Origin of the sequence: Pseudomonas sp. MF6394, assembly GCF_002018845.1 — a bacterium.
Taxonomy (GTDB): domain Bacteria; phylum Pseudomonadota; class Gammaproteobacteria; order Pseudomonadales; family Pseudomonadaceae; genus Aquipseudomonas; species Aquipseudomonas lactis.
The window spans coordinates 26,261-52,005 of sequence record NZ_MVOJ01000041.1 but is presented as its reverse complement, the minus strand read 5'-3'; the positions used below and the strand labels follow the sequence as shown (position 1 = coordinate 52,005).

General features: G+C 60.7%; 27 protein-coding genes and 1 tRNA gene. 20 read left to right on the top strand and 8 right to left on the bottom strand.

The annotated features are described in order from the left end of the window. Positions 1-670: 670 nt before the first annotated feature. Both hemH and MF6394_RS29525 read right to left on the bottom strand, forming a co-directional pair. A complete protein-coding gene (gene hemH / locus MF6394_RS29530) occupies positions 671-1,696 on the bottom strand; it encodes a ferrochelatase (protein ID WP_078468100.1) in 1,026 nt (341 codons plus the stop codon). Positions 1,697-1,710: 14 nt separating this feature from the next. Beyond that, positions 1,711-2,610, bottom strand: coding sequence for a TIGR01777 family oxidoreductase (locus MF6394_RS29525; RefSeq protein ID WP_078468099.1), 900 nt, complete (start codon positions 2,608-2,610; stop codon positions 1,711-1,713). A 212-nt stretch (positions 2,611-2,822) separates the two neighbouring features. Here MF6394_RS29525 and MF6394_RS29520 point away from each other — a divergent pair, with 212 nt between their 5' ends. The 12 genes from MF6394_RS29520 to MF6394_RS29465 all read left to right on the top strand — a co-directional run bounded on the left by MF6394_RS29520 (position 2,823) and on the right by MF6394_RS29465 (position 12,812). After that, positions 2,823-3,809, top strand: coding sequence for an NAD(P)/FAD-dependent oxidoreductase (locus tag MF6394_RS29520; RefSeq protein ID WP_044271431.1), 987 nt, complete (start codon positions 2,823-2,825; stop codon positions 3,807-3,809). Next, positions 3,806-4,021, top strand: a complete 216-nt coding sequence (locus tag MF6394_RS29515) for a TIGR02450 family Trp-rich protein (protein WP_044271430.1) — start codon at positions 3,806-3,808, stop codon at positions 4,019-4,021. Before MF6394_RS29520 ends, MF6394_RS29515 begins: the two co-directional genes overlap by 4 nt. Before the next feature lie 112 nt (positions 4,022-4,133). Further along, positions 4,134-5,093 (top strand): YbgA family protein, encoded by a 960-nt coding sequence (locus MF6394_RS29510; RefSeq protein WP_003188379.1) that lies wholly within the window; start codon positions 4,134-4,136, stop codon positions 5,091-5,093. A gap of 3 nt (positions 5,094-5,096) precedes the next feature. Beyond that, positions 5,097-6,026 (top strand): MerR family transcriptional regulator, encoded by a 930-nt coding sequence (locus MF6394_RS29505; protein ID WP_047712553.1) that lies wholly within the window; start codon positions 5,097-5,099, stop codon positions 6,024-6,026. After that, positions 6,027-7,469 (top strand): deoxyribodipyrimidine photo-lyase, encoded by a 1,443-nt coding sequence (gene phrB, locus MF6394_RS29500; RefSeq protein ID WP_069557898.1) that lies wholly within the window; start codon positions 6,027-6,029, stop codon positions 7,467-7,469. Then, entirely contained in the window at positions 7,462-7,884 is a 423-nt protein-coding gene (locus MF6394_RS29495; protein WP_078468098.1) for a nuclear transport factor 2 family protein, read from the top strand. The genes phrB and MF6394_RS29495 overlap by 8 nt, the downstream gene beginning before the upstream one ends. Further along, the gene (locus MF6394_RS29490; RefSeq protein WP_032893651.1) at positions 7,881-8,663 is read left to right on the top strand and encodes an SDR family NAD(P)-dependent oxidoreductase; all 783 of its coding nucleotides are present in this window, start codon (positions 7,881-7,883) and stop codon (positions 8,661-8,663) included. Before MF6394_RS29495 ends, MF6394_RS29490 begins: the two co-directional genes overlap by 4 nt. Beyond that, the gene (locus MF6394_RS29485; protein WP_078468097.1) at positions 8,660-9,907 is read left to right on the top strand and encodes an NAD(P)/FAD-dependent oxidoreductase; all 1,248 of its coding nucleotides are present in this window, start codon (positions 8,660-8,662) and stop codon (positions 9,905-9,907) included. Before MF6394_RS29490 ends, MF6394_RS29485 begins: the two co-directional genes overlap by 4 nt. Then, a complete protein-coding gene (locus MF6394_RS29480; protein ID WP_047712549.1) occupies positions 9,904-10,713 on the top strand; it encodes a DUF1365 domain-containing protein in 810 nt (269 codons plus the stop codon). The genes MF6394_RS29485 and MF6394_RS29480 overlap by 4 nt, the downstream gene beginning before the upstream one ends. Then, positions 10,700-11,971 (top strand): SAM-dependent methyltransferase, encoded by a 1,272-nt coding sequence (locus MF6394_RS29475; RefSeq protein WP_020302482.1) that lies wholly within the window; start codon positions 10,700-10,702, stop codon positions 11,969-11,971. The genes MF6394_RS29480 and MF6394_RS29475 overlap by 14 nt, the downstream gene beginning before the upstream one ends. Beyond that, a complete protein-coding gene (locus MF6394_RS29470; protein WP_078468096.1) occupies positions 11,964-12,455 on the top strand; it encodes a DUF2878 domain-containing protein in 492 nt (163 codons plus the stop codon). Before MF6394_RS29475 ends, MF6394_RS29470 begins: the two co-directional genes overlap by 8 nt. 54 nt (positions 12,456-12,509) lie before the next feature. Further along, positions 12,510-12,812, top strand: coding sequence for a YkgJ family cysteine cluster protein (locus MF6394_RS29465; RefSeq protein WP_078468095.1), 303 nt, complete (start codon positions 12,510-12,512; stop codon positions 12,810-12,812). 141 nt (positions 12,813-12,953) lie between these two features. On the opposite strand, the gene MF6394_RS29460 is transcribed toward MF6394_RS29465, so the two are convergent. From MF6394_RS29460 to hemA, 6 genes are all read right to left on the bottom strand, one after another. Further along, positions 12,954-13,472 (bottom strand): acyloxyacyl hydrolase, encoded by a 519-nt coding sequence (locus tag MF6394_RS29460; RefSeq protein WP_078468094.1) that lies wholly within the window; start codon positions 13,470-13,472, stop codon positions 12,954-12,956. Positions 13,473-13,583: 111 nt separating this feature from the next. After that, positions 13,584-14,378: a glutamate racemase gene (gene murI / locus MF6394_RS29455; RefSeq protein ID WP_044271411.1), complete on the bottom strand. Its 795-nt coding sequence runs from the start codon at positions 14,376-14,378 to the stop codon at positions 13,584-13,586. After that, positions 14,371-15,126: a molybdopterin-synthase adenylyltransferase MoeB gene (locus MF6394_RS29450; protein ID WP_078468093.1), complete on the bottom strand. Its 756-nt coding sequence runs from the start codon at positions 15,124-15,126 to the stop codon at positions 14,371-14,373. Before MF6394_RS29450 ends, murI begins: the two co-directional genes overlap by 8 nt. Next, a complete protein-coding gene (prmC, locus tag MF6394_RS29445) occupies positions 15,120-15,950 on the bottom strand; it encodes a peptide chain release factor N(5)-glutamine methyltransferase (protein ID WP_078468092.1) in 831 nt (276 codons plus the stop codon). The genes MF6394_RS29450 and prmC overlap by 7 nt, the downstream gene beginning before the upstream one ends. Next, the gene (gene prfA, locus MF6394_RS29440) at positions 15,951-17,033 is read right to left on the bottom strand and encodes a peptide chain release factor 1 (protein ID WP_044271404.1); all 1,083 of its coding nucleotides are present in this window, start codon (positions 17,031-17,033) and stop codon (positions 15,951-15,953) included. Continuing rightward, the gene (gene hemA, locus MF6394_RS29435) at positions 17,030-18,319 is read right to left on the bottom strand and encodes a glutamyl-tRNA reductase (protein WP_078468091.1); all 1,290 of its coding nucleotides are present in this window, start codon (positions 18,317-18,319) and stop codon (positions 17,030-17,032) included. Before hemA ends, prfA begins: the two co-directional genes overlap by 4 nt. Positions 18,320-18,635: 316 nt before the next feature. Between hemA and MF6394_RS29430 the strand changes: the two genes are divergently transcribed. The 8 genes from MF6394_RS29430 (at position 18,636) to ychF (ending at position 25,546) form a co-directional block, all read left to right on the top strand. After that, positions 18,636-20,360: a tetratricopeptide repeat protein gene (locus tag MF6394_RS29430; RefSeq protein WP_044271401.1), complete on the top strand. Its 1,725-nt coding sequence runs from the start codon at positions 18,636-18,638 to the stop codon at positions 20,358-20,360. 4 nt (positions 20,361-20,364) lie between these two features. Further along, on the top strand, positions 20,365-20,982 hold the full coding sequence (gene lolB, locus MF6394_RS29425) for a lipoprotein insertase outer membrane protein LolB (protein ID WP_044271399.1): 618 nt from the start codon (positions 20,365-20,367) through the stop codon (positions 20,980-20,982). A gap of 49 nt (positions 20,983-21,031) precedes the next feature. Further along, a complete protein-coding gene (gene ispE, locus MF6394_RS29420) occupies positions 21,032-21,835 on the top strand; it encodes a 4-(cytidine 5'-diphospho)-2-C-methyl-D-erythritol kinase (RefSeq protein WP_153475606.1) in 804 nt (267 codons plus the stop codon). Positions 21,836-21,872: 37 nt separating this feature from the next. Then, positions 21,873-21,947 (top strand) — tRNA-Gln (locus MF6394_RS29415). 46 nt (positions 21,948-21,993) lie between these two features. Next, entirely contained in the window at positions 21,994-22,935 is a 942-nt protein-coding gene (locus tag MF6394_RS29410) for a ribose-phosphate pyrophosphokinase (protein ID WP_003171603.1), read from the top strand. 137 nt (positions 22,936-23,072) lie between these two features. Beyond that, a complete protein-coding gene (locus tag MF6394_RS29405) occupies positions 23,073-23,672 on the top strand; it encodes a 50S ribosomal protein L25/general stress protein Ctc (RefSeq protein WP_003188351.1) in 600 nt (199 codons plus the stop codon). A gap of 167 nt (positions 23,673-23,839) precedes the next feature. Then, positions 23,840-24,424, top strand: coding sequence for an aminoacyl-tRNA hydrolase (gene pth / locus MF6394_RS29400; protein WP_003188350.1), 585 nt, complete (start codon positions 23,840-23,842; stop codon positions 24,422-24,424). Between the two features lie 21 nt (positions 24,425-24,445). Continuing rightward, the gene (ychF, locus tag MF6394_RS29395) at positions 24,446-25,546 is read left to right on the top strand and encodes a redox-regulated ATPase YchF (RefSeq protein WP_044271395.1); all 1,101 of its coding nucleotides are present in this window, start codon (positions 24,446-24,448) and stop codon (positions 25,544-25,546) included. Positions 25,547-25,745 lie beyond the last annotated feature (199 nt).

Below are 25,745 nucleotides of genomic sequence, written 5' to 3'. Positions count from 1 at the left end.
GGCCCCCCAAATCACTGGCGGATTACGGGCACACCGAGCCTAAGCGAGGTGCCGAGTGGTGGGGCGAGGACCTTTTGGTTACTTTTGGGTCCTTCCAAAAGTGACCCGCTGTCAGAGCGGAACCCTAAGTGGCCGTTACCGCAGGAATGGATATGTACACGGATAACAGTGTCGCCTGCCAGGCCGCCTTCGCGAGCAAGCCCGCTCCCACAGTAGGATCGTTGTCGTGTCAGGTAGCTGGGCGTCGGCTGTCAGGCCGCCATCGCAGGCAAGCCAGCTCCCACACTAGGATCGTTGGGGTGTCAGGTAGCTGGGCGTCGGCTGGCAGGCCGCCATCGCAGGCAAGCCAGCTCCCACACTAGGATCGTTGGGGGTCAGGTAGCTGGGCGTCGGCTGGCAGGCCGCCATCGCAGGCAAGCCAGCTCCCACACTAGGATCGTTGGGGTGTCAGGTAGCTGGGCGTCGGCTGGCAGGCCGCCATCGCAGGCAAGCCAGCTCCCACACTAGGATCGTTGGGGGTCAGGTAGCTGGGCGTCGGCTGGCAGGCCGCCATCGCAGGCAAGCCAGCTCCCACACTAGGATCGTTGGGGTGTCAGGTAGCTGGGCGTCGGCTGTCAGGCCGCCATCGCAGGCAAGCCAGCTCCCACAACTGGCTCACCGCAGGGCTCGATTACAATGAAACCGGCGCCCGTTCGCACAGTGTATTAAGCGCCGCCGCCCACTGCGGCTCATCATTCAGACAAGGCACCAACACCAACTCCTCGCCCCCCGCTTCACGAAATTGGTCGCGACCGCGATCACCAATTTCCTCCAACGTCTCAATGCAATCGGCGACAAACGCCGGGCACATCACCAACAGCTTCTTCACGCCTTGCTGCGCCAATGCCTCAAGGCGCGCCTCGGTGTAGGGTTCGATCCACTTGGCCCGCCCCAGGCGGGACTGGAACGCCACCGACCACTTACCCTCCGGCAAACCCAACCGCGCGGCCACGTCCCGCGCCACGCTGAAGCACTGCGCGCGATAACAAGTGGCAAGCACCTCGGGGGATGCATTCTTGCAGCAATCGGCGTCCTTGAAGCAGTGCTGGCCCGTGGGGTCGAGCTTGGTCAGGTGACGCTCAGGCAAACCATGGAAACTGAGCAGCAAGTGATCGTAATCCTGCTCCACATAAGCGCGCACACTCGCCGCCAGCGCATCCAGGTACTCAGGCTGATCGTAGAACGGTTGCAGGATCGAAAACTGCACATTCAGTTGCTTGTCGCGCACCACTCGCTTGGCTTCCTCTACCACCGTAGTCACGGTGCTGTCGGCAAACTGCGGGTACAACGGCGCCAGTGTGATTTTTTGAATACCCTGGGCGGCCAGGCGCGTCAGGACCGTTTCCAGGGACGGCTCGCCATAACGCATCGCCAGTTCCACCGGGCCCTGGGTCCACTGCGCGGTCATTTGCTGTTGCAGGCGGCGGCTTAAAACCACCAGCGGCGAACCCTCGTCCCACCAGATCGACGCATAGGCATGGGCCGATTGCTCGGGGCGCTTGATCAGGATCAGCGACACCAGCAAGCGCCGCACCGGCCACGGCAGGTCGATCACATAAGGGTCCATCAGGAACTGATTGAGGTAGCTGCGCACATCGGCCACGGAGGTGGACTTTGGCGAACCCAGGTTGACCAGTAACAACGCGTGATCGGTCATGCAACATCCTATCTTTAGAGGCGGCTGGACAAGTCGTCCAGAGCCGCACGCAACTCAGTGAACTGGAAAGTGAAACCTGCGGCCTGCAGCCGTTCAGGCAAAGCCTTTTGCCCGCCCAGCAACAAGCCGGACAACTCACCCAGGCCAACCTTCAACGCAAATGCCGGCATCGGCATGAACGCCGGGCGGTGCAGCACCTGGCCCAGGGTCTTGGCAAACTCGCGGTTACGCACCGGGTGTGGCGCGCAGGCATTATAAGGACCGTTGGCGTCTTGCTTGTGCAGAAGAAAATCAATCAGGGCGATTTGATCCTTGATATGCACCCAGGGCATCCACTGCCGCCCATTGCCAATCGGCCCGCCCAGCGCCAGTTTGAACGGCAGCAGCAGGCGCGACAAAAAGCCGCCCTCGGCAGACAGCACCAACCCCGTACGCACCAGCACCACGCGAATGCCCAGGGCTTCGGCACGCTGGGCGGTTTCCTCCCAGGCGATACACAACTGGCTGGGGAAATCATCCTGCACCGGGCCGTTGGCTTCGGTCAGTTCGCGCTCGCCGCCATCGCCGTACCAACCCACCGCAGAACCGGAGATCAGCACCGCCGGTTTCTGCTCCAGGCTTTCCATCCAGGCCAGCAAGGTTTCGGTGAGGTGAATGCGACTGTTCCACAACAACGCCTTGCGCTTGTGGGTCCAAGGCCGGTCGGCAATAGGCGCGCCTGCCAGGTTGACCACCGCGTCCACCGCGCCAATCACCTCTTGCAAACGCGCCACCCCAAGCACCTGTGCACCACACACCTGGGCGACCGTTTCCGGTTGCCGGCTCCATACGGTCAGGCGATGCCCTTGTGCGAGCCAGTGCTTGCAGAGTTGGCGACCGATCAAGCCGGTACCGCCGGTCAGCAAAATATGCATGGGACTCTCCTCATGTAACGTTCGCCGCCGCTCACTGGTCTATTTTATAAGCAGGGATCAATTTGATAATGGAGCGTGACGGGGGTTTAAGCCTTAGCTTAACCATAGGTCACGCCACACAATCAGGCACGCCAAAACTTATACCAAAAAACAATATTGTACAGCTATTGGTGTCGGCGTAGTCTGTACCCAACGGTAGAACGAGGCCTCCCATGACTGTTCCCATCGCGATCATTGGTACCGGCATCGCCGGTCTCTCCGCCGCCCGAGCGTTACAAGACGCCGGGCACGCAGTACAACTTTTCGATAAAAGCCGCGGCAGCGGTGGCCGCATGTCCAGCAAGCGCAGCGACGCCGGCGCGCTGGACATGGGCGCGCAATACTTCACCGCCCGCGACCGCCGCTTCGTCAACGAAGTGCAGCGCTGGCAGAGCAACGGCTGGGCCGAGCAGTGGAAGCCGCAGTTGTATAACTTCAAGTCCGGGCAACTGACGCCCTCCCCCGATGAGCAGATCCGCTGGGTGGGCACGCCGCGCATGAGCGCCATCACTCGCGCCCTGCTCGACGACTTGCCAGTGGAGTTCGGTTGCCGCATCACCGAAGTCTTCCAGGGCACGCAGCACTGGAACCTGCTCGACGCGGACGGCGGCAATCACGGCCCTTTCAGCCATGTGATCATTGCCACGCCGGCGCCCCAAGCCACCGCCCTGCTGGCCGCCGCGCCCAAGCTGGCGAGTGCCGCCGCCGGGGTGAAGATGGACCCGACCTGGGCCATCGCCCTGGCATTCGACAAGCCCCTGGATACGCCGATGGAGGGCTGCTTCGTGCAAGACAGCCCCCTCGACTGGCTGGCGCGCAACCGCAGCAAGCCTGGGCGCGACACCACCCTCGACACCTGGGTGCTGCACGCCACCAGCGCCTGGAGCAAGGCCCATCTGGACCTGTCCAAGGAAGCGGTGATCGAACACCTGCACGGCGCCTTTGCCGAATTGCTGCACAGCGCCATGCCCGCGCCGTCGTTCAGCCTGGCGCATCGCTGGCTCTACGCACGCCCCTCCAGCAGCCATGAGTTCGGTGTGCTGGCCGACGCCGACCTGGGCTTGTTCGTCTGCGGCGACTGGTGCCTGTCCGGTCGGGTGGAAGGTGCCTGGTTGAGTGGCCAGGAAGCGGCGCGACGCTTGATCGAGCACCTGCAATGAACCGCATCAACCCCGCCAAACTGCTGCTGTCAAAATGGACGGCAGCCCATCCGCGCCACAAGGAAAAACACTTCTTGGTCACCGAGTTGTTCCGTGACGACGAGGGCACGGTGCTGGACATCGAACTGCAGGCCGTCCTCACCCGGCGCGCCGAACGCCTGCCCTGGGAGACGTTGAAAAACGCTGAAGACTGGAAAATCGGCTGGAAATAACGCACCCGCACAAACCTGTACAAATTATTTGACTTGTACAACATCGAGCCTATGATGAGATTTAGTTGTACAAGATTTTTAGCTTGTACAGGATTCTTGCAGAGGTTTGCTTATGTCCAGCCATGTGAAACCGAAGATCGCCATCAGCGCCTGCCTTCTGGGTGAGAACGTGCGCTTCAATGGCGGGCATAAACAGTCCCTGCTGTGCAGCCAGACCCTCAGTGACTATTTCGATTTTGTCCCACTGTGCCCTGAAGTTGCCATCGGCCTGGGCATTCCTCGGCAAGCGATCCGCCTGGTCGGGGACCCCGACCATCCGCAGGCCGTGGGCAGCGTAAACCCTGCGCTCAATGTCACGCAGCCACTGGACGACTATGGCCAGCAAATGGCCCGGGAACACACCGATCTGTGCGGCTACATCTTCATGCAAAAGTCACCGTCCTGCGGCCTGGAGCGCGTCAAGGTGTACCGCGACAACGGCACGCCTGTTGACGGTGGCGGGCGCGGCATTTACGCCCAGGCGTTTTGTGCTCGCCACCCCAACCTGCCGGTGGAAGAAGACGGTCGCCTGAACGACCCGGTGCTGCGGGAAAACTTCCTCACCCGCGTATTCGTGTACGCCAGTTGGCAGCAACTAATGGCCGACGGGCTTACCCGTCACCGCTTGCTGACGTTTCACTCGCGCTACAAGTACCTGCTGATGGCCCACAGCCCGGCGCATTACAAAAGCCTGGGCCACTTGCTCGGCAGCATGGGCAAAGGCATTGACCTGCCAGCGTTGGCCGACGGCTATTTCAGCGAACTGATGGCGGGCCTGAAAAAATGCGCGACGCGCGGCACCCATACCAATGTGCTGCAACACATCAGTGGCTACCTCAAGCAGGCCATCAGTGCCGATGACAAACAGGAAATGCAGACCGTTATCGGCCAATACCGCCACGGCATCGTGCCGCTGGTGGTGCCGCTGACCCTGCTCAAGCACCACTTTCGCCAACACCCGGACCGCTACATCGCGCAGCAGGCCTACCTGCAACCGCACCCGGAAAACCTCAGCCTGCGTAATGCGATCTAACCCATGAAACCTGCCCTGCTCGACGAACCCGGCGAAGACCTCGCCCACGCCCTGGAAAACGGCTGGCTGCCGATCCGCGAGGTGGCGCGCCAGACCGGCGTGAACGCGGTGACGCTGCGCGCGTGGGAGCGCCGCTATGGCCTCATCGTGCCCCAGCGCACCCCCAAAGGGCATCGGTTGTTCAGCGCCGAACATGTGCAACGCATCCAGGCCATCCTCACCTGGCTCAATCGCGGCGTGCCGGTCAGCCAGGTCAAGGGGCTGATCGACTCCGCCCAAGGCAGCCCGGAGCCGATGGAAAACGAGTGGCAGAGTCTGCGCCAGCACTTGGTGAGTGCTATCAGTGAACTGGCCGAGCGCCGGGTCGATGACGCGTTCAACCAGGCCATGGCGCTGTACCCGCCGCGCACCCTGTGCGAGCAACTGATGCTGCCGCTGCTCAACGAGCTGGAACAACGCTGGCAAGGCCAGTTCGGCGCGCAGATGGAGCGGGTGTTTTTCCTGTCCTGGTTGCGCAGCAAGTTCGGTGCACGGATCTATCACAACAATCGCCAACTCCACGGCGCGCCGCTGTTGCTGGTCAATCATTCCGACCTACCCCTGGAACCGCACCTGTGGCTCAGCGCCTGGTTGGCCAGCAGTGCCGATTGCCCGGTGGAAGTGTTCGATTGGCCGCTGCCGGTCGGCGAACTGGCCTTGGCGGTGGAACACCTGCAACCGCGTGCGGTGCTGCTGTATTCGAGCAAGGCCCTGCAGGTGCCGGCACTCAGCAAACTGTTGGGCGGCATTAGTTGCCCCACGGTGATTGCCGGACCAACGGTGTGCATCCACCACGCCGAGTTGGGCGTATTAACCCAAGACATCCCTGAGTTGTCCGTGGCCGAGGACCTGTTGTCGGCCCATCAATTATTGATCCAGCGTGGAATTGTCTAAATGCATTTGATCTGGCTGCGCACCGACTTGCGCCTGCACGACAACACTGCCCTGGCTGCCGCGAGCCAGCGCGGCCCCGTCGCGGCTGTTTACCTGATCACACCCGAGCAATGGCTGGCCCACGATGACGCACCGTGCAAAGTCGATTTCTGGCTGCGCAACCTGCAACACCTGAGCCAGGCACTGGGCAACCTCAACATCCCGCTGTTAATCCGCCACGCAGCGACCTGGGACCAGGCGCCGACGGTGTTGAGCCAACTGTGCCGCGAGCTGTCGGTGGAGTCGGTACACGTCAACGAGGAATACGGCATTCACGAAAGCCGCCGCGACCGCGCCGTGGCCCAGGCCCTGGAAGCGGACGGCGTGACCTTCCACAGCTACCTGGACCAGCTGTTTTTCCAGCCGGGCAGCGTGCTGACCAAGACCGGCACCTACTTCCAGGTGTTCAGCCAGTTCCGCAAGGTCTGCTACAGCCGCCTGCACAGCGCCCTGCCCCGCGTGGTGCCGACGCCAAAGGCCCAGGCCGAACTTGGCGTGAAGAGCGACCCTGTGCCGACGACAGTCGAAGGTTTCCAAACACCCAGCGAAACCTTGCGTGCGCTCTGGCCCGCAGGCGAAGACGAAGCGCGCCGTCGCCTCGATGCTTTCGCCGATCAGCAGATCAGCTATTACAAGGACGAACGCGACTTCCCAGCCAAGCCCGGCACCAGTCAGCTTTCTGCCTACCTGGCCGCCGGTGTGGTTTCGCCGCGCCAGTGCTTGCACGCCGCGCTGCAAACCAACCAGGGCGAGTTCGAAAGCGGCGACATCGGCGCCATCACCTGGATCAACGAGCTGCTGTGGCGCGAGTTCTACAAACACATCCTGGTCGGCTACCCACGGGTTTCCCGCCACCGCGCGTTTCGCCCGGAAACCGAAGCGCTGGCTTGGCGCAAGGCGCCCGAAGACTTGGCCGCCTGGCAACAGGCGCGCACCGGTTTGCCGATCATCGACGCGGCCATGCGCCAACTGCTGGAAACCGGCTGGATGCACAACCGCCTGCGCATGGTGGTGGCGATGTTCCTGACCAAGAACCTGCTGATCGACTGGCGCGAAGGTGAGCGCTTCTTTATGCGCCACCTCATCGATGGCGACCTGGCAGCCAACAACGGCGGTTGGCAGTGGAGTTCGTCCACCGGCACCGACTCGGCGCCGTATTTCCGGATATTCAGCCCACTGAGCCAATCGGAAAAATTCGACGGCGACGGCGTGTTCATCAAACGCTGGCTACCGGAGCTGGCCGCGCTGAATAAAAAACAAGTGCACAACCCCGAAGCGGCTGGCGGCCTGTTCGGGGTGGCGGATTACCCGCGTGCCATCGTCGATTTGAAACAGTCCCGCGAGCGTGCCTTGGCCGCTTTTCGCCGGCTGCCTTCGCGCCAGGAGATGGCCGAACATGAGTGACTTCCTGCGCCAGTTCGCCCACACCTTCGCCACGCTGGACAAGCACAACCTGCACCTGCTTGGCAGCCTGTACAGCGAGGACATCGCCTTTGCCGATCCCCTGCATGAAGTCCAGGGCCTGCCCGCATTGCGGCGCTACTTTGCCGACTTGTACAGCAACGTCAGCCAGCTGGATTTTGACTTCCACGGCTTCGATACCGTGGCCGAAGGCGAAGGCTACCTGCGCTGGACTATGCGCTTTCGTCACCCACGCCTGGCCGGCGGCCAGGTGATCGAGGTGCCAGGCTGTTCCCATTTGATGTGGCACGACAAGGTTTACCGCCATCGCGACTATTTCGATGCCGGCGCCCTGCTCTATGAACATGCCCCCCTACTGGGTCGCGTTATTCGTTGGCTGAAAAGGAGAATGGGATGAGCCTTACACCGCCCCGTCGTTACTGGCTGACCGGCGCCAGCAGTGGTATCGGTGCCGCGCTGGCCGTGGAGTTGCTCGACAGCGGCGCCCACGTGGCCCTCAGTTCCCGCACCCAAGGCCCGCTGGATGCCCTCGCCCTTCGTTATCCAGGCCAGGTGCTGGTGGTGGCCGGCGACCTGACCAACAGCCAGACCGTGCGCGAGATCGGTGAGCGTATCAGCGAGGTCTGGGGTTCACTGGACACCGTGATCCTCAACGCCGGCACCTGCGAATACGTGGACGCCCGGCAATTTGACGCCTCGATCATCGAGCACGTGGTGCGCACCAACCTGCTGGCCAGCAGTTATTGCATCGAGGCCGCGCTGCCGCTGTTGCGCGCCGGGCGTACCCCGCATCTGGTGGGCGTGGCCAGCGCCGTGACCTACCTGCCCATGCCCCGTGCCGAAGCCTACGGCGCGTCAAAGGCCGGCCTGCGTTACTTGTTCGAATCCCTGCGTATCGGCCTGTCGCCGGAAAACATCGATGTCACCGTGATCAGCCCAGGCTTTGTCGACACGCCGCTGACCGAACGCAATGATTTCCCCATGCCCTTGAGCTGGCCGGCCGACAAAGCGGCGAAACACATCTTCGCCAAGCTGGAAAAACGCCCGCTGGAAATCGCCTTTCCGGCCATGTTCATTGCCACCTTGTGGCCGCTGTCGAAGCTGCCCAACCGCGCGCAACTGATCATCGGCAAACGCATGCTGCGCAGCCCGCCACCGAAGAAGGACGACCTGTGAAGATCGCCATTATCGGCAGCGGCATCGCCGGGCTGACCAGCGCCTACCTGCTCAGCCGTCGCCACGACATTACGCTGTTTGAAGCCAGTGACTGCATTGGCGGGCATACCCACACGGCCAACGTGACGGTCGACGGCAAAAGCTATGCGGTGGACACGGGCTTCATTGTGTTCAACGACTGGACCTACCCGAATTTCATCCGCTTGCTGGCGCAAATCGGGGTCAGGTTCAAACCCACCGAGATGAGCTTTTCGGTGTGCGACCAAAGCACCGGCTTTGAGTACAACGGCAACAACCTCAACAGTCTGTTTGCCCAGCGCCGCAATATTCTGTCGCCGGGGTTCTGGGGCATGCTGCGCGATATCCTGCGCTTCAATCGCCAGGCGCCGCTGGACTTGCAGGAGCAGCGCATCAGCGCCGACATGACCCTGGGCGATTACCTCACCGCTGGCGGCTATGGCCCAAGGTTTATCCGGCATTACATCGTGCCGATGGGCGCGGCTATCTGGTCGATGTCCCTGGCCGATATGCTCAAGTTCCCCCTGCAATTTTTTGTGCGCTTCTTCAAGAACCACGGCTTGCTCTCGGTGAGCAACCGCCCGCAATGGTGCGTGATCGAAGGCGGCTCCAGCCGTTATATCGAGCCGCTGACCCGCAACTTTCGCGAACAGATACGGCTCAATTGCCCTGTGCATAAAGTGCAACGCAGCGACGAAGGTGTAGTTATCCACAGCCCGGCCGGCAGCGAAACCTTCGACCGCGTGGTGTTCGCCTGCCACAGCGATCAGGCCCTGGCCTTGCTCGACGACCCCAGCCAAGCCGAACAACAGATCCTCGGTGCCCTGCCCTACGCCGACAACGACGTGGTGCTGCACACCGACACGCGCCTGCTGCCCGACCGCAAACTGGCCTGGGCCAGCTGGAACTACCGGCTGGCAGGCAACACGCAACAACAGGCCGCCGTCACCTATGACATGAACATCCTGCAAGGCATCGACAGCGCCACTACCTTCTGCGTCAGCCTCAACCAGACGCCGATGATCAACCCGCTGAAGATCCTGGCGCGCTACACCTACGCGCATCCGCAATACAGCCTGGCCGCAGTGGCGGCGCAGGCACGCTGGGAAGAAGTGAACGGCGTGCGCAATACCTTTTACTGCGGGGCCTACTGGGCCAACGGCTTTCACGAAGATGGCGTGGTCAGTGCCCTGCGCGTGGCCCAGGCGTTTGGGGAAACCCTGTGAACAGCGCCCTGTACAGCGGCTGGATAGCCCATCGCCGGTTTACACCCAAGGCCCACGCCTTTCGCTACCGCATCGGCCTGCTGTACCTGGACCTCAGCGAAGAGGATGAAGTACTGGGGCTCTCGCCGCTGGCTGGCACGGGTCGCCTGGCGCCTTTCGGTTTCCGCCAGCAGGATTACCTGCGTGAATTCACGCGCCACGGAATGAGCTTAAGCGATGCCGTGCGCCACGAAGTCGGCAAGGCTCTGGGGCATACACCCCAGGGCGCTATCTGCCTGCTGACCCAGGCCCGCAGTTGGGGCCTGGCTTTTAACCCGGTGAGTTTCTTCTACTGCTTCGAGGCTGACGGGCAACTGGCCGCGATCCTGTGTGAAGTGACCAACACCCCATGGCGCGAGCGCTATCACTACGTGCTGCCCGCCCAGGCACTGGGCGCCGACGAGCACCAGCATTTCGCCGTGGCCAAGGCCTTCCATGTGTCGCCGTTTTTACCTCGCGACCTGGAATACCGCATGAGTTTCAGCCCACCCGCCGCCAGGCTCGGCGTGCATATGGCCGATTGGCAGGGCACGCAAAAAGTCTTCGACGCCACCTTGAGCCTGGAAAAACAGGCACTGAGCCGCGCCAGCCTGCATCGCTATTTGTGGCGCTTTCCCTGGATGACCGCCAAGACCGGCCTTGCGATCTACTGGCAAGCCTTGCGCTTGCTGCTCAAACGCACACCGATTTTTTCCCATCAGGCCGCCGATGGCGCCTCTCGCACCGCAGTCGGGTATACCAAGGATCGCCACCATGAAATCCCCTAGCTTATCGGTCAAGGCTAACCGCCTGAACGTCAACGGCATGACCGCTGCGCTGCTGCGCAAAGGCGTGTTGCGCCAGCTCAGCCAATTACGCCATGGCCAACTGGTGATCATCGAGGATGGCGAGCGGCAAGTCTTCGGCGCACGGGAAGCGCACCTGCTGGGCGAGATCCAGATTCTCGACGCGGCGGTTTGGGGCCTGGTGGCCGCCAATGGCTCGATCGGCGCTGGCGAAGCGTTTATCCACGGTTACTGGACCAGCCCCGACCTCACCGCCGTGGTGCGGGTGATGGTCAGCAACCTGGAGGTGCTCGACGCCATGGAGGGTGGCCTCGCTCGCCTGGCCCGGCCGTTCACCCAGGGCCTGCACTGGCTCAACCGCAACACGCGCAAAGGCTCGCAAAAAAATATCGCCGCCCATTACGACCTGGGCAACGACCTGTTCGAAGAATTTCTCGACCCCACCATGATGTACTCGGCGGCGCAGTTCCTCACGCCTGATGACACCCTTGAGCAAGCCCAACTGAACAAGTTGGCGCGCATCTGCCAGAAACTGGCGCTCAAGCCCAGCGACCATCTGCTGGAAATCGGCACCGGCTGGGGCAGCATGGCGTTGTATGCCGCGCAGCACTACGGTTGCCGGGTCACCACTACGACCTTGTCCAAGGAACAGTTCGCCTACACCGCGCAGCGTATTGAGGCGCTGGGCCTACAAGACCAAGTGACGGTGCTGCTGAGCGATTATCGCGACCTCACCGGTGAGTACGACAAACTGGTGTCGATCGAAATGATTGAAGCGGTGGGCCATCGTTTCCTGCCCACCTATTTCAAACAATGTGCCCAGTTGCTCAAGCCCGACGGCTTGATGCTGCTGCAAGCCATCACCATTCGTGAACAGCGCTTTGAACAGGCCAAGCGTAGCGTCGACTTTATCCAGCGCTACATCTTCCCCGGCGGCGCGCTGCCCTGTGTACAAAACATGCTGCAGATCGTCAGCCGCGACACCGACATGAACCTGCTGCACATGGAAGACTTCGGCCTGCACTACGCCCGCACCCTACGCCTGTGGCATGAAAACTTTCGCCGCGCCCATGGCCGTCTTGCGGAGCTGGGTTATGACGAATACTTCCTGCGCCTGTGGGAGTTTTACCTGTGCTACTGCGAAGGCGGCTTCATGGAGCGCACCATCGGCACCGCACAGTTGCTGCTGGCCAAACCGGCGGCGATCAATCCACCGCTGCTCGGACGTTTCAGTGCTTAAATCCCTGGCCAACGCCGTGCTGTTTCAGTGCGGCTGGTTCGCCTGCGTGCTCGGCGGCGACAGCCGTTGGGTGTTGATCGGCATCGCGGCGCTGGGCGCGCACCTGCTGTGGATAAGTTCCTGGGCCAGGGAGGGGCGAGTGATTCTGGCCGTAACGACGCTGGGCACACTGGTCGATACGGCATTACGTGGGCTTGGCGTGTTTGAGTTCAATACGCCGGGGCCACTGATTCCGCTGTGGCTGATACTGTTATGGGCCTTGCTGGCCACCACCTTGCGCCATTGCCTGGCCTGGAGCGCACAGCCCTGGTGGCTGGCCAGCCTGCTGGGCGCAGTGGGCGGGCCGTTGTCTTATTACGCCGGCAGCCAATTGGCGGGAGTGAGTTTTGGGTACGCCACCATCCCAACACTGATCGGCCTGGCGCTGTTATGGGCCATGCTCTTTCCGCTGTTGCACAGGATTGCGCAGAGGCTGAAGCATTGACGCCCGTCCGAGCATTCATACGCGTCTAGCGCACTTGCCTTACACTGCGCGCCTATGACCAACATCCCTCACATTCAAATCACCGAACCCGTCACCTGCTCGACGTGCGCGGCCTGTTGCTGCCAGCTGGAAGTCATGCTGATCACCGACACTGGCGTGCCGCAACGTTTTATCGATACCGACGATTGGGGCGGTGAGGTGATGCTGCGCCTGGACGACGGCTGGTGCGCAGCGTTGGACCGCGACACGATGATGTGCACGATCTATGAGCGGCGGCCGCTGATTTGCCGGGAGTTCGAGATGGGGGCACCGGAATGCCTTGAAGAGCGTGAAGGCATTACCACGGCCTACCGCTGACCCCGAATGGCGTGATGATCACGGGCTTGTGTGGGAGCGGGCTTGCTCGCGAAGGCGGTGGGTCAGTCTAGGTATGTGCTAGCTGATACACCGCTTTCGCGAGCAAGCCCGTTCCCACAGGGGGCCCAAGTGTTCTTGAGGTTAGAGCGGCATGGTGTAGTGCAGCGAGTAGCTCTCTACCCCATCGTTATTGCTGCTGATGCCGGCGTTGGAATAATGCGTGGCACGAATGCCCACTTCATGCCCGCCGTTGAACCGCAGGCCGAAACCCAGGCGATCTTCGAACTGGAAGGACTGGCCAATGTTGTTGTCTTCCAGCCGAGTGCGGGAGAACAACGCCACGCCGATACCGGCTTCGATGTAGGGCTTGACCGACTCGCCGGCAAACTCATACACAAATACCGGCGAGAACGACAGGCTGCTGGCGCCCGCACGGTCATCCCCTTCCCAATAGGTATAGGCGCCGCTCCAGTAGCCGGTCAGTCGGCCGACATTGCTCTGCATCCAGCTTTTTTCCCAATCGGAGGTCAGGCCCAGGCGGTAGGTCAGCGTCGAATCGCTGGTGCTGCCCAAGCCGAACTCCAGGCCGGCGGCCTGGGCTGAAACAGAGTGTCCCAACATAGCGGCCGCAATCGCAGCCAAACAGAACAAGCGCTTCATGTGAAACGTCCTTTGCAAACGGAATAATTGGGTTATGTACAGGCTAACGGGCTATAGAAGCCGACGCATAGCCAGAAGTTCAGCTTTTTTCAGTGTTATTTCACGAAATTTTCACGAGCCAAAGCTTCGCACAACTCCAGGATGTTTCCAAAGTGTCGGTAGGATATTTCTTAGGTGATACAAGTCGCCGCTGGTCCAGAACTGTGCAGGTTCAGGTTCGCCAGCGGCCAGCAGGTCGCGCTCACCGAGCAAGCGCTTGAGCTGGCGCGCCACGGCGGCGCCGGTATCAATGAGGATGATGCTGGGGGGCAGCATCTGCGCCAGGAGTGGCTTGAGGAAAGGATAGTGAGTACAACCCAGGATGATGGTGTCGCAACCAGCGCTGAGCAGCGGCTCGATATAGCCTTGCAGCAGGGCGCTCAAGGCGGGGCTATTCAGGTCGCCAGCTTCAATCAACTCCACCAGGCCTGGGCACGGCTGGGTAATCACTCGCACATCGGTGGCGAAGCGATCGAGCAAGGCGGCGAACTTGGCGCTTTGCAGGGTGCCGGTGGTGGCAAGCACACCCACCACACCGCTGCGCGTGGCAGCCGCAGCAGGTTTGACCGCAGGTTCCATGCCGACCAACGGCCAGTCGGGGTAGTCCTGGCGCAAATCGGCGACGGCGGCGACGGTTGCCGTGTTACAGGCAATCACGAACGCCTTGGCGCCACGCTCGCGGAAAAACTCAGCGACCGAGCGAGAACGCTCAAGAATGAACGCCGGGGTTTTCTCGCCATAGGGGATGTGCCCGCAGTCCGCCACGTACAGCAGTGACTCGTGGGGCAACAACTGCTGGATTTCTTCCAGCACCGTCAGGCCGCCGATGCCGGAATCGAACACACCGATAGGCGCGCCCTTAACCATGTTGTGTCCCGCAGACGCTGCAGGCAGGGTCGCGCTTGACGCGCAACTCGCGAAAACGCGTGGTCAGCGCATCGATCAACAACAAGCGTCCCACCAACGGCTCACCAAAACCGGCCAGCAGCTTCAAGGCTTCCAGCGCTTGCAGGCTGCCAACCACTCCCACCAACGGCCCGACGACGCCGGCTTCGCTGCAGGTCAGTTCAGTGTCGCTGCCGTGCCCATACAAACAGTGGTAACAGGGGCTGTCGGCGCGACGGGAATCGAATACCGACAATTGCCCCTCAAGGCGAATGGCCGCGCCACTGATCAACGGCTTGCCAGCGGTTACGCAGGCCGCGTTGACCGCCTCGCGGGTAGAGAAGTTGTCGCTGCAATCGAGCACCAGGTCCACTGCGTTGACCGCAGCGGCCAGCGAGTCGGCATCCAGCGCAGCACGATGGGCGACCAGGGTGACTTCAGGGTTGATCGCCTTCAGGCGCCCCATGGCCGAATCGACCTTGGTCTGCCCCACGCTATTAGTGTCATGGATGATCTGGCGTTGCAGGTTGGTCAAATCGACCGTATCGAAATCCGCCAAGTGCAATTCGCCCACCCCAGCAGCGGCCAGGTAAAGCGCCACCGGAGCGCCCAGGCCACCCAGGCCGACGATCAACGCGCGGCTCTGTTTCAGGCGTAATTGGCCATCGATGTCGACATGCTGCAACAGAATCTGCCGGCTATAGCGCAACAGCTCCTGGTCGGTCAGCACGGGTGGCGCCCCAAGGTGATGCGCTCGTGACCGCCGAGGTCGATGCGGCTGTGTACGCCGTCAAAGCCCTGGTTCAGCAACAAGTCGCGCACGGCCTGGGCCTGGTCGTAACCGTGTTCGAGCAACAGCCAGCCGCCGTCGTTCAGGTGAGCAGGAGACTCTGCAATGATCAGGCGCAAATCGTCCAGGCCATCGTGCCCCGCCACCAGCGCACTGGCCGGTTCGAAACGCACATCACCGGCCACCAGGTGCGGGTCATTGTCGGCAATGTAGGGCGGGTTGCTGATAATCAGGTCGAAGCGATGACCTTGCAGGGCGCTGAACCAATGGCTGCTCAGCACCGTGGCGTTATGGAGGTGCAGGCGTTGGCGATTGCGCTCGGCCAGGGCCACGGCCTCCAGCACGCGGTCGACCGCCATGACCTGCCAGGCCGGGCGTTCGCTGGCCAAGGCCAAGGCGATGGCGCCGGTGCCGGTGCCCAGGTCCAGGACCTGGGCGGGCGTGGCGGGCAGCAATTCCAGGGCAGCCTCCACCAGCAGCTCGGTTTCCGGGCGCGGGATCAGCGTATGCGGAGCCACTTCAAGGTCGAGTTTCCAGAAGCCTTGCTGGCCGAGGATATACGCCACCGGCTCGCCGCTGCGGCGGCGCTGCAGGTAGCTGGCAAACGTCAGGGCATCTTCGCTGCTGACGATTTTTTCCGGCCAGGTATGCAGGTAGCTGCGCGATTTGCCCAGGGCAGCGGCCAGCAGTAACTCCACGTCCAGGCGCGCTGTCGGCGAGTCGGGCATGTCAGCGGCGCGCAGCAAGCTGGCAATGATGGTCATTTAGTCACCTATCGCCGCCAGTTGATCGGCCTGGTATTCGGCGAGCAGCGGCTCGATCACCGCATCCACGCCACCGGCGAGGATTTCGTCAAGGGAGTACAGGGTGAGGTTGACCCGATGGTCGGTAACCCGGCCCTGGGCAAAGTTGTAGGTGCGGATACGCTCGGAGCGGTCGCCGGAGCCCACCAGCAGCTTGCGTTCGCTGGCAATCGCATTGGCCGCGGCGCTGGTCTGCTGGTCGTTCAACTTGGCTGACAACCAGGACATGGCCCGCGCACGGTTCTTGTGCTGGGAGCGTTCTTCCTGGCACTCCACCACAATGCCCGACGGCAAGTGAGTGATACGGATCGCCGAGTCGGTCTTGTTAACGTGCTGGCCACCCGCACCGGATGAGCGGTAGGTGTCGACGCGCAAGTCCGCCGGGTTGATCTCGATGGCTTCCTGTTCGTCCGGCTCAGGCAACACGGCGACGGTGCACGCCGAGGTGTGGATACGGCCTTGGGATTCGGTGGCCGGCACACGCTGCACGCGGTGCGCACCGGATTCGAACTTCAGCTTGCCGTAGACGTTGTCGCCTTCGACCCGGGCGATGACTTCTTTATAGCCGCCGTGCTCGCCCTCGTTCTCAGAGAGGATCTCCACGCGCCAGCCGCGACGCTCGGCATAACGCGAATACATGCGGAACAGGTCGCCGGAAAAAATCGCTGCCTCGTCGCCACCGGTACCGGCGCGGATTTCGAGGAACACGTTGCGCCCGTCGTTAGGGTCCTTGGGCAGCAACATGCGTTGCAAGTCACCCTCAAGCTCGGCGAGTTTTTCCTTGGCTTCGCGGACTTCTTCCACGGCCATTTCGCGCATGTCCGGGTCGTTGTCCTTGAGCAGGGCCTGGGCGCCTTCAAGGTCGGCCTGAACTTTCAGCAGGTTTTTATAGGTGGCCACAATGGGCTCAACTTCGGCGTATTCCTTGGAATAAGCGCGGAACTTGGTTTGATCGGAAATGACCTCGCCATCGCCGAGCAAGGCGGTCAGTTCTTCGAAACGGTCCTGGAGCACATCCAGTTTATTGAGCAGTGACGCTTTCATTGCGGTTTTTTATCCGAAGAGCTGTCTGACGCGCCCTCACCGAGGGCAAAGAGTTCCTGGGCCATGGCCAGGGCATCGAGGCGGCCTTCGGCGGTAAGCTTTTTCAACTGGACGCTAGGGGCGTGCAGCAGTTTGTTGGTCAGGCCACGGGCCAACTGCATCAGCACCTCCTCGGCGCCGCTGCCGTTGGCCAGCATGCGCTGGGCCTTGAGCAACTCTTCATCGCGCAGGCGTTCGCCCTGCTGACGATACGCCCTGAGCACATCCACTGCCGCCAGTTCACGCAGGCGCACCATGAAATCTTCAGCGCCGGTGCTGACCATTTCCTCGGCGGCCTGGGCGGCGCCCTGACGGCTCTTGAGGTTTTCCGCGACGACTTCGTGCAGATCATCGACGCTATAGAGGTAAACGTCGTCCAACTCGCCGACTTCGGGCTCGATATCCCGCGGAACGGCGATATCTACCATGAAGATCGGCTTGTGCTTGCGCAGCTTCAACGCACTCTCGACCGCGCCCTTGCCCAGAATCGGCAATTGGCTGGCGGTGGAACTGATGACGATGTCACTGCGTACCAGCTCAGCGGGAATGTCCGACAGCAGCACCGCATGGGCACCGAACTGCTCGGCCAGAATGCTGGCGCGCTCCAGGGTGCGGTTGGCGACCACAATACGCTTCACGCCAAGGTCGTGCAGGTGACGGGCCACCAGGGTGATGGTTTCCCCGGCGCCGATCAGCAGGGCCTGGCTGCGCTGCAAGTCGCTGAAGATCTGCTTGGCCAGGCTCACGGCGGCAAAGGCCACGGACACCGGGTTTTCGCCGATGGCCGTGTCGGTGCGCACTTGCTTGGCGGAATTGAAGGTGGCCTGGAACAGGCGGCCCAGCAACGGGCCGACGGTGCCGGCCTCGCGCGCTACGGCGTAGGCGGACTTCATCTGGCCGAGGATCTGCGGTTCGCCCAACACCAGCGAGTCGAGACCGGCCGCCACGCGCATCATGTGACGAACTGCCGCATCCTCTTCATGCACATAAGCGCTGGCGCGCAGGTCATCGAGGCTCAAATGGTGATAATCGGCCAGCCAGCGCAGCACGACATCCGCTGAAAGATGTTCCTGCTCTATATAGAGCTCGCTGCGATTGCAGGTCGAAAGGATCGCAGCTTCGCGGCTGTCGGTGAGCCGGCAGAGCTGCTGCAGGGCCTCAACCAACTGCTCTGGCGTAAACGCCACGCGCTCGCGCACGTCTACGGAGGCAGTCTTGTGGTTAATACCGAGTGCGAGGAAGGCCATTCAATATCGCTGATGATGTCGGGAAGCCGACAATTGTCCTACTTCGAAAGATCCAGAACAACCACCGTCGTCTATTGTCCCTATACCTTGTGCCTATCAATGCACTTTTGTAGGAGCGAGCTTGCTCGCGAAAAACCTGAGAGCGCCGCTGAGCGCCAGGCGTCCCGCGTTATCGTTGACGATTTTCGCGAGCAGGCTCGCTCCTACAAAGGAAAGGCAAAAGGCAGCAATAGTCGTATTCCGAGTGCCCCGGTTATGTTTGGCCGAAGGCTTGTGTCATGATGATCCGACCGCAGGTTAGTCGTCCTCTTCCTATATGAATAGATCTTCCGCGTTGCTCCTCGCTTTTGTCTTCCTCAGCGGCTGCCAGGCCATGGCCCCCGTGTCGCCGGACGCTACGTCGCCGGTGGAAGACAGCACTCCCGCCCCTGAAAAGCCCAAGGTTTATTCCTCGTTCAGTGAAGAAACGATCTACAGCCTGCTGACCGCTGAACTGGCCGGCCAGCGCAATCGCTTCGATATTGCGCTGGATAATTACGTGACCCAGGCCATCAACACCCAGGACCCGGGGATTTCCGAGCGAGCGTTTCGCATCGCCGAGTACCTGGGCGCCGACCAGGCAGCGCTGGACACCTCGCTGATCTGGGCCAAAAACGCCCCGGATGACCTGGAAGCCCAGCGCGCCGCAGCCGTGCAACTGGCGCGTGCCGGGCGCTATGACGACTCCATGGTCTATATGGAGAAGGTTTTGCAGGGCAAGGGCGACACGCATTTTGACTTTCTTGCCCTATCGGCCGCCGACACCGACCAGGACACGCGCAATGGCCTGATGAAGAGTTTTGATCGCCTGCTGCAAAAGCACCCGAAGAACAGCCAGTTGATTTTCGGCAAGGCCCTGCTGCTGCAACAGGACGATGAAGCCGACGCCGCGCTCAAACTCCTGGAACAGAACCCGCCGGAAGAAGGCGAAATCGCGCCGATCCTGTTGCGTGCACGCCTGCTGCAAAGCCTTAACCGCGGCAAGGAAGCGATTCCGCTGCTGGAAAAAAGCATCAAGAAATACCCCGGCGACAAGCGCCTGCTCCTGACCTATGCACGCATGCTGGTTGAGCAGGACCGTATGGAAGACGCCAAAGTGCAGTTCGCCAACCTCGTCCAGCAATACCCGGACGACGACGAACTGCGTTATTCCCTGGCATTGGTATGCCTGGAAGCCAAGGCCTGGGACGAGGCCAAGGGCTACCTGCAAGAGCTGATCGAGCGTGACAGCCACGTGGACTCGGCGCACCTGAACCTGGGCCGCATCGCTGAAGAGCGCAACGACCCGCAGGCGGCCCTGCTTGAATACGCCCAGGTCGGCCCCGGCAATGATTATCTGCCCGCCCAGTTGCGCCAGGCCGATATCCTGATGAGCAACGGCCGCACCGACGAAGCGGAAAAACGCCTGGCCGCGGCCCGCGATGCCGAGCCGGACTATGCCATCCAGCTGTACCTGATCCAGGCCGAGACCTTATCGGCCAACAAGCAGGGCGAACGCGCCTGGAAGTTATTGCAACAGGCGTTGCTGCAATACCCCGACGATTTGAACCTGCTGTACACCCGCGCCATGCAGGCGGAAAAACGCAATGACCTGGCACAGCTGGAAAAAGACCTGCGCCTGATCATCAAGCGTGACCCGGACAACGCCATGGCCCTTAACGCTTTGGGCTATACCTTGTCCGACCGCACCACGCGCTACGCCGAAGCCAAGGCGCTGATCGAACAAGCCCACCAGCTCAACCCGGAAGACCCGGCCGTGCTCGACAGCCTGGGCTGGGTGAATTACCGCCTGGGCAACCTCGACGAGGCCGAGCGCTTGCTGCGCCAGGCCCTGGAGCGTTTCCCGGACCAGGAAGTCGCCGCACACCTGGGCGAAGTGCTCTGGGCCAATGGCAAGCAGCGCGAAGCCCGACAAATCTGGGAAAAATTCCTCAAGGAACAACCCGACAGCCCCATCCTGCGCAGCACCATCAAGCGCCTGACCGGATCCGAGACCCTTTAAATTTATGTTCTTGCGCCACGTTATTGTTTTCAGCTTCATCGCCCTGCTCGCCGGTTGCGCGGGTATCGGCAGCCGTGAATCCGTTGAAGGCCAGGGCAACCCGGCCCAATGGAAACAACACAAGGACCAGCTCAGCAGCATTGATGGCTGGCAGATCGAGGGCAAGGTCGGGGTGCGCGCGCCGAAAGACTCCGGCAGCGGCACCCTGTTCTGGCTGCAACGCCAGGACTATTACGACATTCGCCTCTCGGGCCCCCTGGGCCGTGGCGCAGCCCGCCTGACTGGCCGGCCGGGGCAAGTGAGCCTGGAAGTGGCCAACCAGGGCCGCTACGAGGCAACCTCCCCGGAAGAACTGCTAGAGCAGCAGATCGGCTGGAAGTTGCCCGTCTCGCATCTGGTCTGGTGGGTGCGCGGCCTGCCGGCGCCGGACAGCAAGAGCCGTCTGAGCCTCAATGGCGACAGCCGCCTCGCCACCCTGGAGCAGGATGGCTGGCAGGTCGAATATTTGAGCTATGTGGAACAAGGCGGCTACTGGCTTCCAGAACGTATCAAGCTGCATGGCACCGACCTTGACGTCACACTGGTGATCAAGGACTGGCAACCGCGCAAGCTGGGGCAATAACGTGTCCGCACAAAAATTGACCCTGCCCTCCCCGGCCAAGCTCAACCTGATGCTGCACATCCTTGGTCGCCGTGAAGATGGCTATCACGAATTGCAGACGCTGTTTCAATTTCTCGACTACGGCGATGAGCTGACCTTTGCGGTGCGTGACGATGGCGTGATCCAGCTGCACACCGAATTCGACGGCGTGCCCCACGACAGCAATCTGATTGTGCGGGCGGCAAAAAAACTTCAGGAACACTCTGGCTGCACACTCGGCATCGATATCTGGATCGACAAAATCCTGCCCATGGGCGGTGGTATCGGTGGTGGCAGCTCAAATGCCGCCACCACCTTGCTGGGCCTCAATCACCTATGGCAACTGGGCTGGGACCATGACCGCCTTGCTGCGCTGGGCCTTACGCTGGGCGCCGACGTCCCGGTTTTCGTGCGGGGGCACGCCGCATTTGCTGAAGGCGTTGGGGAGAAACTCACCCCTGTAGAGCCCGAAGAACCTTGGTATGTCGTGCTGGTGCCGCAAGTATCTGTAAGTACAGCAGAAATTTTTTCAGATCCGTTGTTGACACGTAACTCTTCTCCCATTAAAGTGCGCCCCGTTCCCAAGGGAAACAGTCGAAATGACTGCTTACCGGTTGTAGCAAGGCGTTATCCAGAGGTACGTAACGCTTTGAATTTGTTAGGTAAATTTACCGAAGCAAAATTAACCGGAACTGGAAGTTGTGTGTTTGGGGGCTTCCCAAGCAAAGCTGAAGCTGATAAAGTCTCGGCCCTTCTTACAGAGACCCTTACAGGGTTTGTAGCAAAGGGAAGCAACGTTTCGATGTTGCATCGCAAGCTGCAAAGTCTGCTCTAAAAGGAACCGAGTGTTAGGCACTCGTTGCAACAGATACAGGGGCGTCGCCAAGCGGTAAGGCAGCAGGTTTTGATCCTGCCATGCGTTGGTTCGAATCCAGCCGCCCCTGCCATTTTCTAATACTCATCCAGGTTACCCTCAGCCTCTAGGTACTGCGCGTGTCCAAGATGATGGTCTTTACGGGGAATGCCAACCCCGATCTGGCTCGGCGTGTCGTACGTCAGCTGCATATCCCTCTCGGTGACATCTCTGTCGGTAAATTCTCCGACGGTGAAATTACAGCCGAGATCAATGAAAATGTCCGCGGTAAAGACGTCTTCATTATTCAGCCGACCTGCGCTCCGACCAACGATAACCTGATGGAACTCGTCGTGATGGCTGATGCCTTCCGCCGCTCCTCAGCGACTCGAATCACAGCTGTAATCCCTTACTTTGGTTATGCCCGTCAGGATCGCCGTCCGCGTTCCGCACGTGTGGCTATCAGCGCGAAAGTCGTTGCTGACATGCTGACCGTGGTAGGTATCGACCGTGTGCTCACGGTTGACCTGCACGCTGACCAAATCCAGGGGTTCTTCGATATTCCGGTAGATAACATCTACGGCTCCCCCGTTCTGGTGGATGACATCGAAGACCAGCGCTTTGAAAACCTGATGATCGTGTCCCCGGACATTGGTGGCGTCGTGCGTGCACGGGCTGTTGCCAAATCCCTGGGCGTGGACCTCGGGATCATCGACAAACGCCGTGAGAAAGCCAATCACTCTGAAGTGATGCATATCATCGGTGATGTCGAAGGGCGTACCTGTATTCTGGTTGATGACATGGTCGACACCGCCGGCACCCTGTGCCACGCGGCGAAAGCCTTGAAAGAGCACGGTGCGGCAAAAGTCTTCGCCTACTGCACACACCCTGTGCTGTCGGGCCGAGCGATCGAGAACATCGAGAACTCCGTGCTGGACGAACTGGTGGTGACCAACACCATCCCGTTGTCCGCCGCAGCTCAAGCCTGTGCACGTATCCGCCAACTGGATATTGCACCGGTCGTTGCCGAAGCGGTTCGCCGCATCAGCAATGAAGAATCGATCAGCGCGATGTTCCGTTAAGGGTCAAACCAACGGATCACCTCACTGACGAAAAGCGCCCCGCCCCAGCATTCCGCTGGGGCGGGGCTTTTTTGCCCATATCGAGTTCGGCGCTGGTCGCAAACGCCCCTCGATGATGGCTATTTTGGAGATACAACATGAACGAATTTACTCTGAACGCCCAAGCGCGTACTGACCTGGGGAAAGGTGCGAGCCGCCGCCTGCGTCACGCCGCCAACATCCCAGCCGTTGTCTACGGTGGTAACAAGCCTGCTGAATCCGTGACCATCCTGGCCAAGGAAATCGCCAAGCTGTTCGAAAACGAAGCTGCCTACAGCCACGTTATCGAGCTGAACGTCGACGGCGCCAAGCAGAACGTCATCGTTAAAGCGATGCAGCGTCACCCTTCCAAGCAGTTCATCATGCACGCTGACTTCGTTCGCGTTGTAGCTGGCCAGAAACTGACCGCCATCGTGCCTGTGCACTTTGTGGGTGAAGAAGCTCCGGTCAAGAAAGGCGGCGAGATCTCTCACGTCCTGAACGAAATCGAAGTGACCTGCCTGCCGAAAGACCTGCCTGAGTTCATCGAAGTCGACCTGTCGGCTCTGGAAATCGGCGCCATCGTTCACCTGTCCGACCTCAAGGCTCCTAAAGGCGTTGAGTTTGTCGCACTGGCTCACGGTGATGACAAAGCGGTTGCCAACGTTCACGCTCCACGCGTTGCTCCAGAAGAAGCTGAAGAAGGCGCTGCAGAGTAATTCACTCTGTATTGCCGGAGCTTGAGGAAACATCGCGGACCGAAACGTAGCGAGAAAGCGGGCGATAACGCGGCGTTTACTCTTGAGTAAATGATGTAGTGTCGTCCACTTTCGCCGCACACGGGTACGGCGATGTTATCCACAACTCCAAAGGAAGGGCCCCTGTCGTGACTGCCATTAAACTGATCGTTGGCCTGGGAAATCCAGGCGCCGAATACGAACAGACCCGGCATAACGCGGGGGCCCTTTTTGTTGAGCGTATCGCCCACGCCCAAGGCATCAATCTGGTGGCCGATCGCAAATATTTTGGCCTGACCGGGCGCTTCTCGCACCAGGGTCAGGATGTTCGTCTACTGATTCCCACCACCTACATGAACCGCAGCGGCCAGGCTGTCGCGGCGCTTGCGGGCTTCTTCCGGATCAAACCCGAAGAAATCCTGGTGGCCCATGACGAACTGGACCTGCCACCCGGCGTAGCCAAGCTCAAGCTCGGCGGCGGGCATGGTGGGCACAATGGCCTGCGCGACATCATCGCGCAGTTGGGCAATCAGAATAATTTTTACCGTCTGCGGCTCGGCATTGGCCACCCAGGCGTTGCCAGTATGGTTTCAAATTTCGTCCTGGGTCGTGCGCCACGCGCCGAACAGGAAAAACTCGATGCCAGCATCGATTTTGCCCTCGGCGTGCTGCCGGATATCTTCGCCGGTGAATGGAACCGTGCGATGAAAAACCTGCACAGCCAGAAGGCCTGACTCTTACCGAGGGGAAACACCATGGGATTCAATTGCGGCATCGTCGGCCTGCCCAACGTCGGCAAATCCACCCTGTTCAACGCCCTGACCAAGTCCGGTATTGCGGCGGAGAACTTCCCCTTCTGCACCATCGAACCCAACAGCGGCATTGTGCCGATGCCGGACCCGCGTCTTGACGCACTGTCGGCCATCGTCAATCCCAAGCGCGTCCTGCCGACCACCATGGAGTTCGTCGACATCGCAGGCCTCGTCGCCGGCGCCTCGAAAGGTGAAGGCCTGGGCAACAAGTTCCTGGCCAACATCCGCGAAACCGATGCCATCGCCCATGTGGTCCGCTGCTTTGAAGACGAGAACGTGATTCACGTCTCCAACAGCGTCGACCCGAAACGCGACATCGAGATCATCGACCTGGAACTGATCTTCGCCGACCTCGACAGCTGCGAGAAGCAACTGCAGAAAGTCGCGCGTAACGCCAAGGGCGGCGACAAGGATGCAGTGGTCCAGAAGGGCCTGCTGGAGCAACTGATCGCGCACTTCACCGAAGGCAAGCCAGCGCGCAGCCTGATGAAGAACATGGGCGCAGACGAGAAGGCCGTGATCAAGGGCTTCCACCTGCTGACCACCAAGCCTGTGATGTACATCGCCAACGTTGCCGAAGACGGCTTCGAGAACAACCCGCTGCTCGACGTGGTCAAGGCCATTGCCGACGAAGAAGGCGCCATCGTTGTTCCGGTGTGCAACAAGATCGAAGCGGAAATCGCCGAGCTCGATGACGGCGAAGAAAAGGACATGTTCCTCGAGGCCCTGGGCCTGGAAGAGCCTGGCCTGAACCGTGTGATCCGCGCCGGCTACGAAATGCTCAACCTGCAGACCTACTTCACCGCCGGTGTCGAAGAAGTCCGCGCCTGGACCGTCAAGGTTGGTGCCACTGCGCCACAGGCCGCCGGCGTGATCCACACTGACTTCGAAAAAGGCTTCATCCGCGCCGAAGTGATCGCCTACAACGACTTCATCCAGTTCAAGGGTGAAGCCGGTGCCAAGGAAGCCGGTAAATGGCGCCTGGAAGGCAAGGACTACATTGTTAAAGATGGCGATGTGATGCACTTCCGCTTTAATGTGTAATCGCCACCTGTAAACTTAGTTCCAGACTAAAAGCCGATGCATTGCATCGGCTTTTTTGTGGCCGCACGCTTAATAAACCACCGCCAACTTACCTCAAAACACTCCGACCTCTCAGAAACTTCCTATTTACCTCCCAACACATTACACCCACAAAACCAGAACCTTTTAAAATCCAAACTTACAATCATTTTCCTACAGT

Excerpts from the sequence above, each read along its gene's own strand:
- hemH (WP_078468100.1), bottom strand. The coding sequence starts at position 1,696 with ATGACCGATCACGCGTTGTTACTGGTCAACCTGGGTTCGCCAAAGTCC.
- MF6394_RS29525 (WP_078468099.1), bottom strand. The coding sequence starts at position 2,610 with ATGCATATTTTGCTGACCGGCGGTACCGGCTTGATCGGTCGCCAACTC.
- MF6394_RS29520 (WP_044271431.1), top strand. The coding sequence starts at position 2,823 with ATGACTGTTCCCATCGCGATCATTGGTACCGGCATCGCCGGTCTCTCC.
- MF6394_RS29515 (WP_044271430.1), top strand. The coding sequence starts at position 3,806 with ATGAACCGCATCAACCCCGCCAAACTGCTGCTGTCAAAATGGACGGCA.
- MF6394_RS29510 (WP_003188379.1), top strand. The coding sequence starts at position 4,134 with ATGTCCAGCCATGTGAAACCGAAGATCGCCATCAGCGCCTGCCTTCTG.
- MF6394_RS29505 (WP_047712553.1), top strand. The coding sequence starts at position 5,097 with ATGAAACCTGCCCTGCTCGACGAACCCGGCGAAGACCTCGCCCACGCC.
- phrB (WP_069557898.1), top strand. The coding sequence starts at position 6,027 with ATGCATTTGATCTGGCTGCGCACCGACTTGCGCCTGCACGACAACACT.
- MF6394_RS29495 (WP_078468098.1), top strand. The coding sequence starts at position 7,462 with ATGAGTGACTTCCTGCGCCAGTTCGCCCACACCTTCGCCACGCTGGAC.
- MF6394_RS29490 (WP_032893651.1), top strand. The coding sequence starts at position 7,881 with ATGAGCCTTACACCGCCCCGTCGTTACTGGCTGACCGGCGCCAGCAGT.
- MF6394_RS29475 (WP_020302482.1), top strand. The coding sequence starts at position 10,700 with ATGAAATCCCCTAGCTTATCGGTCAAGGCTAACCGCCTGAACGTCAAC.
- MF6394_RS29465 (WP_078468095.1), top strand. The coding sequence starts at position 12,510 with ATGACCAACATCCCTCACATTCAAATCACCGAACCCGTCACCTGCTCG.
- MF6394_RS29460 (WP_078468094.1), bottom strand. The coding sequence starts at position 13,472 with ATGAAGCGCTTGTTCTGTTTGGCTGCGATTGCGGCCGCTATGTTGGGA.
- murI (WP_044271411.1), bottom strand. The coding sequence starts at position 14,378 with ATGGTTAAGGGCGCGCCTATCGGTGTGTTCGATTCCGGCATCGGCGGC.
- prmC (WP_078468092.1), bottom strand. The coding sequence starts at position 15,950 with ATGACCATCATTGCCAGCTTGCTGCGCGCCGCTGACATGCCCGACTCG.
- prfA (WP_044271404.1), bottom strand. The coding sequence starts at position 17,033 with ATGAAAGCGTCACTGCTCAATAAACTGGATGTGCTCCAGGACCGTTTC.
- hemA (WP_078468091.1), bottom strand. The coding sequence starts at position 18,319 with ATGGCCTTCCTCGCACTCGGTATTAACCACAAGACTGCCTCCGTAGAC.
- MF6394_RS29430 (WP_044271401.1), top strand. The coding sequence starts at position 18,636 with ATGAATAGATCTTCCGCGTTGCTCCTCGCTTTTGTCTTCCTCAGCGGC.
- lolB (WP_044271399.1), top strand. The coding sequence starts at position 20,365 with ATGTTCTTGCGCCACGTTATTGTTTTCAGCTTCATCGCCCTGCTCGCC.
- ispE (WP_153475606.1), top strand. The coding sequence starts at position 21,032 with ATGCTGCACATCCTTGGTCGCCGTGAAGATGGCTATCACGAATTGCAG.
- MF6394_RS29405 (WP_003188351.1), top strand. The coding sequence starts at position 23,073 with ATGAACGAATTTACTCTGAACGCCCAAGCGCGTACTGACCTGGGGAAA.
- ychF (WP_044271395.1), top strand. The coding sequence starts at position 24,446 with ATGGGATTCAATTGCGGCATCGTCGGCCTGCCCAACGTCGGCAAATCC.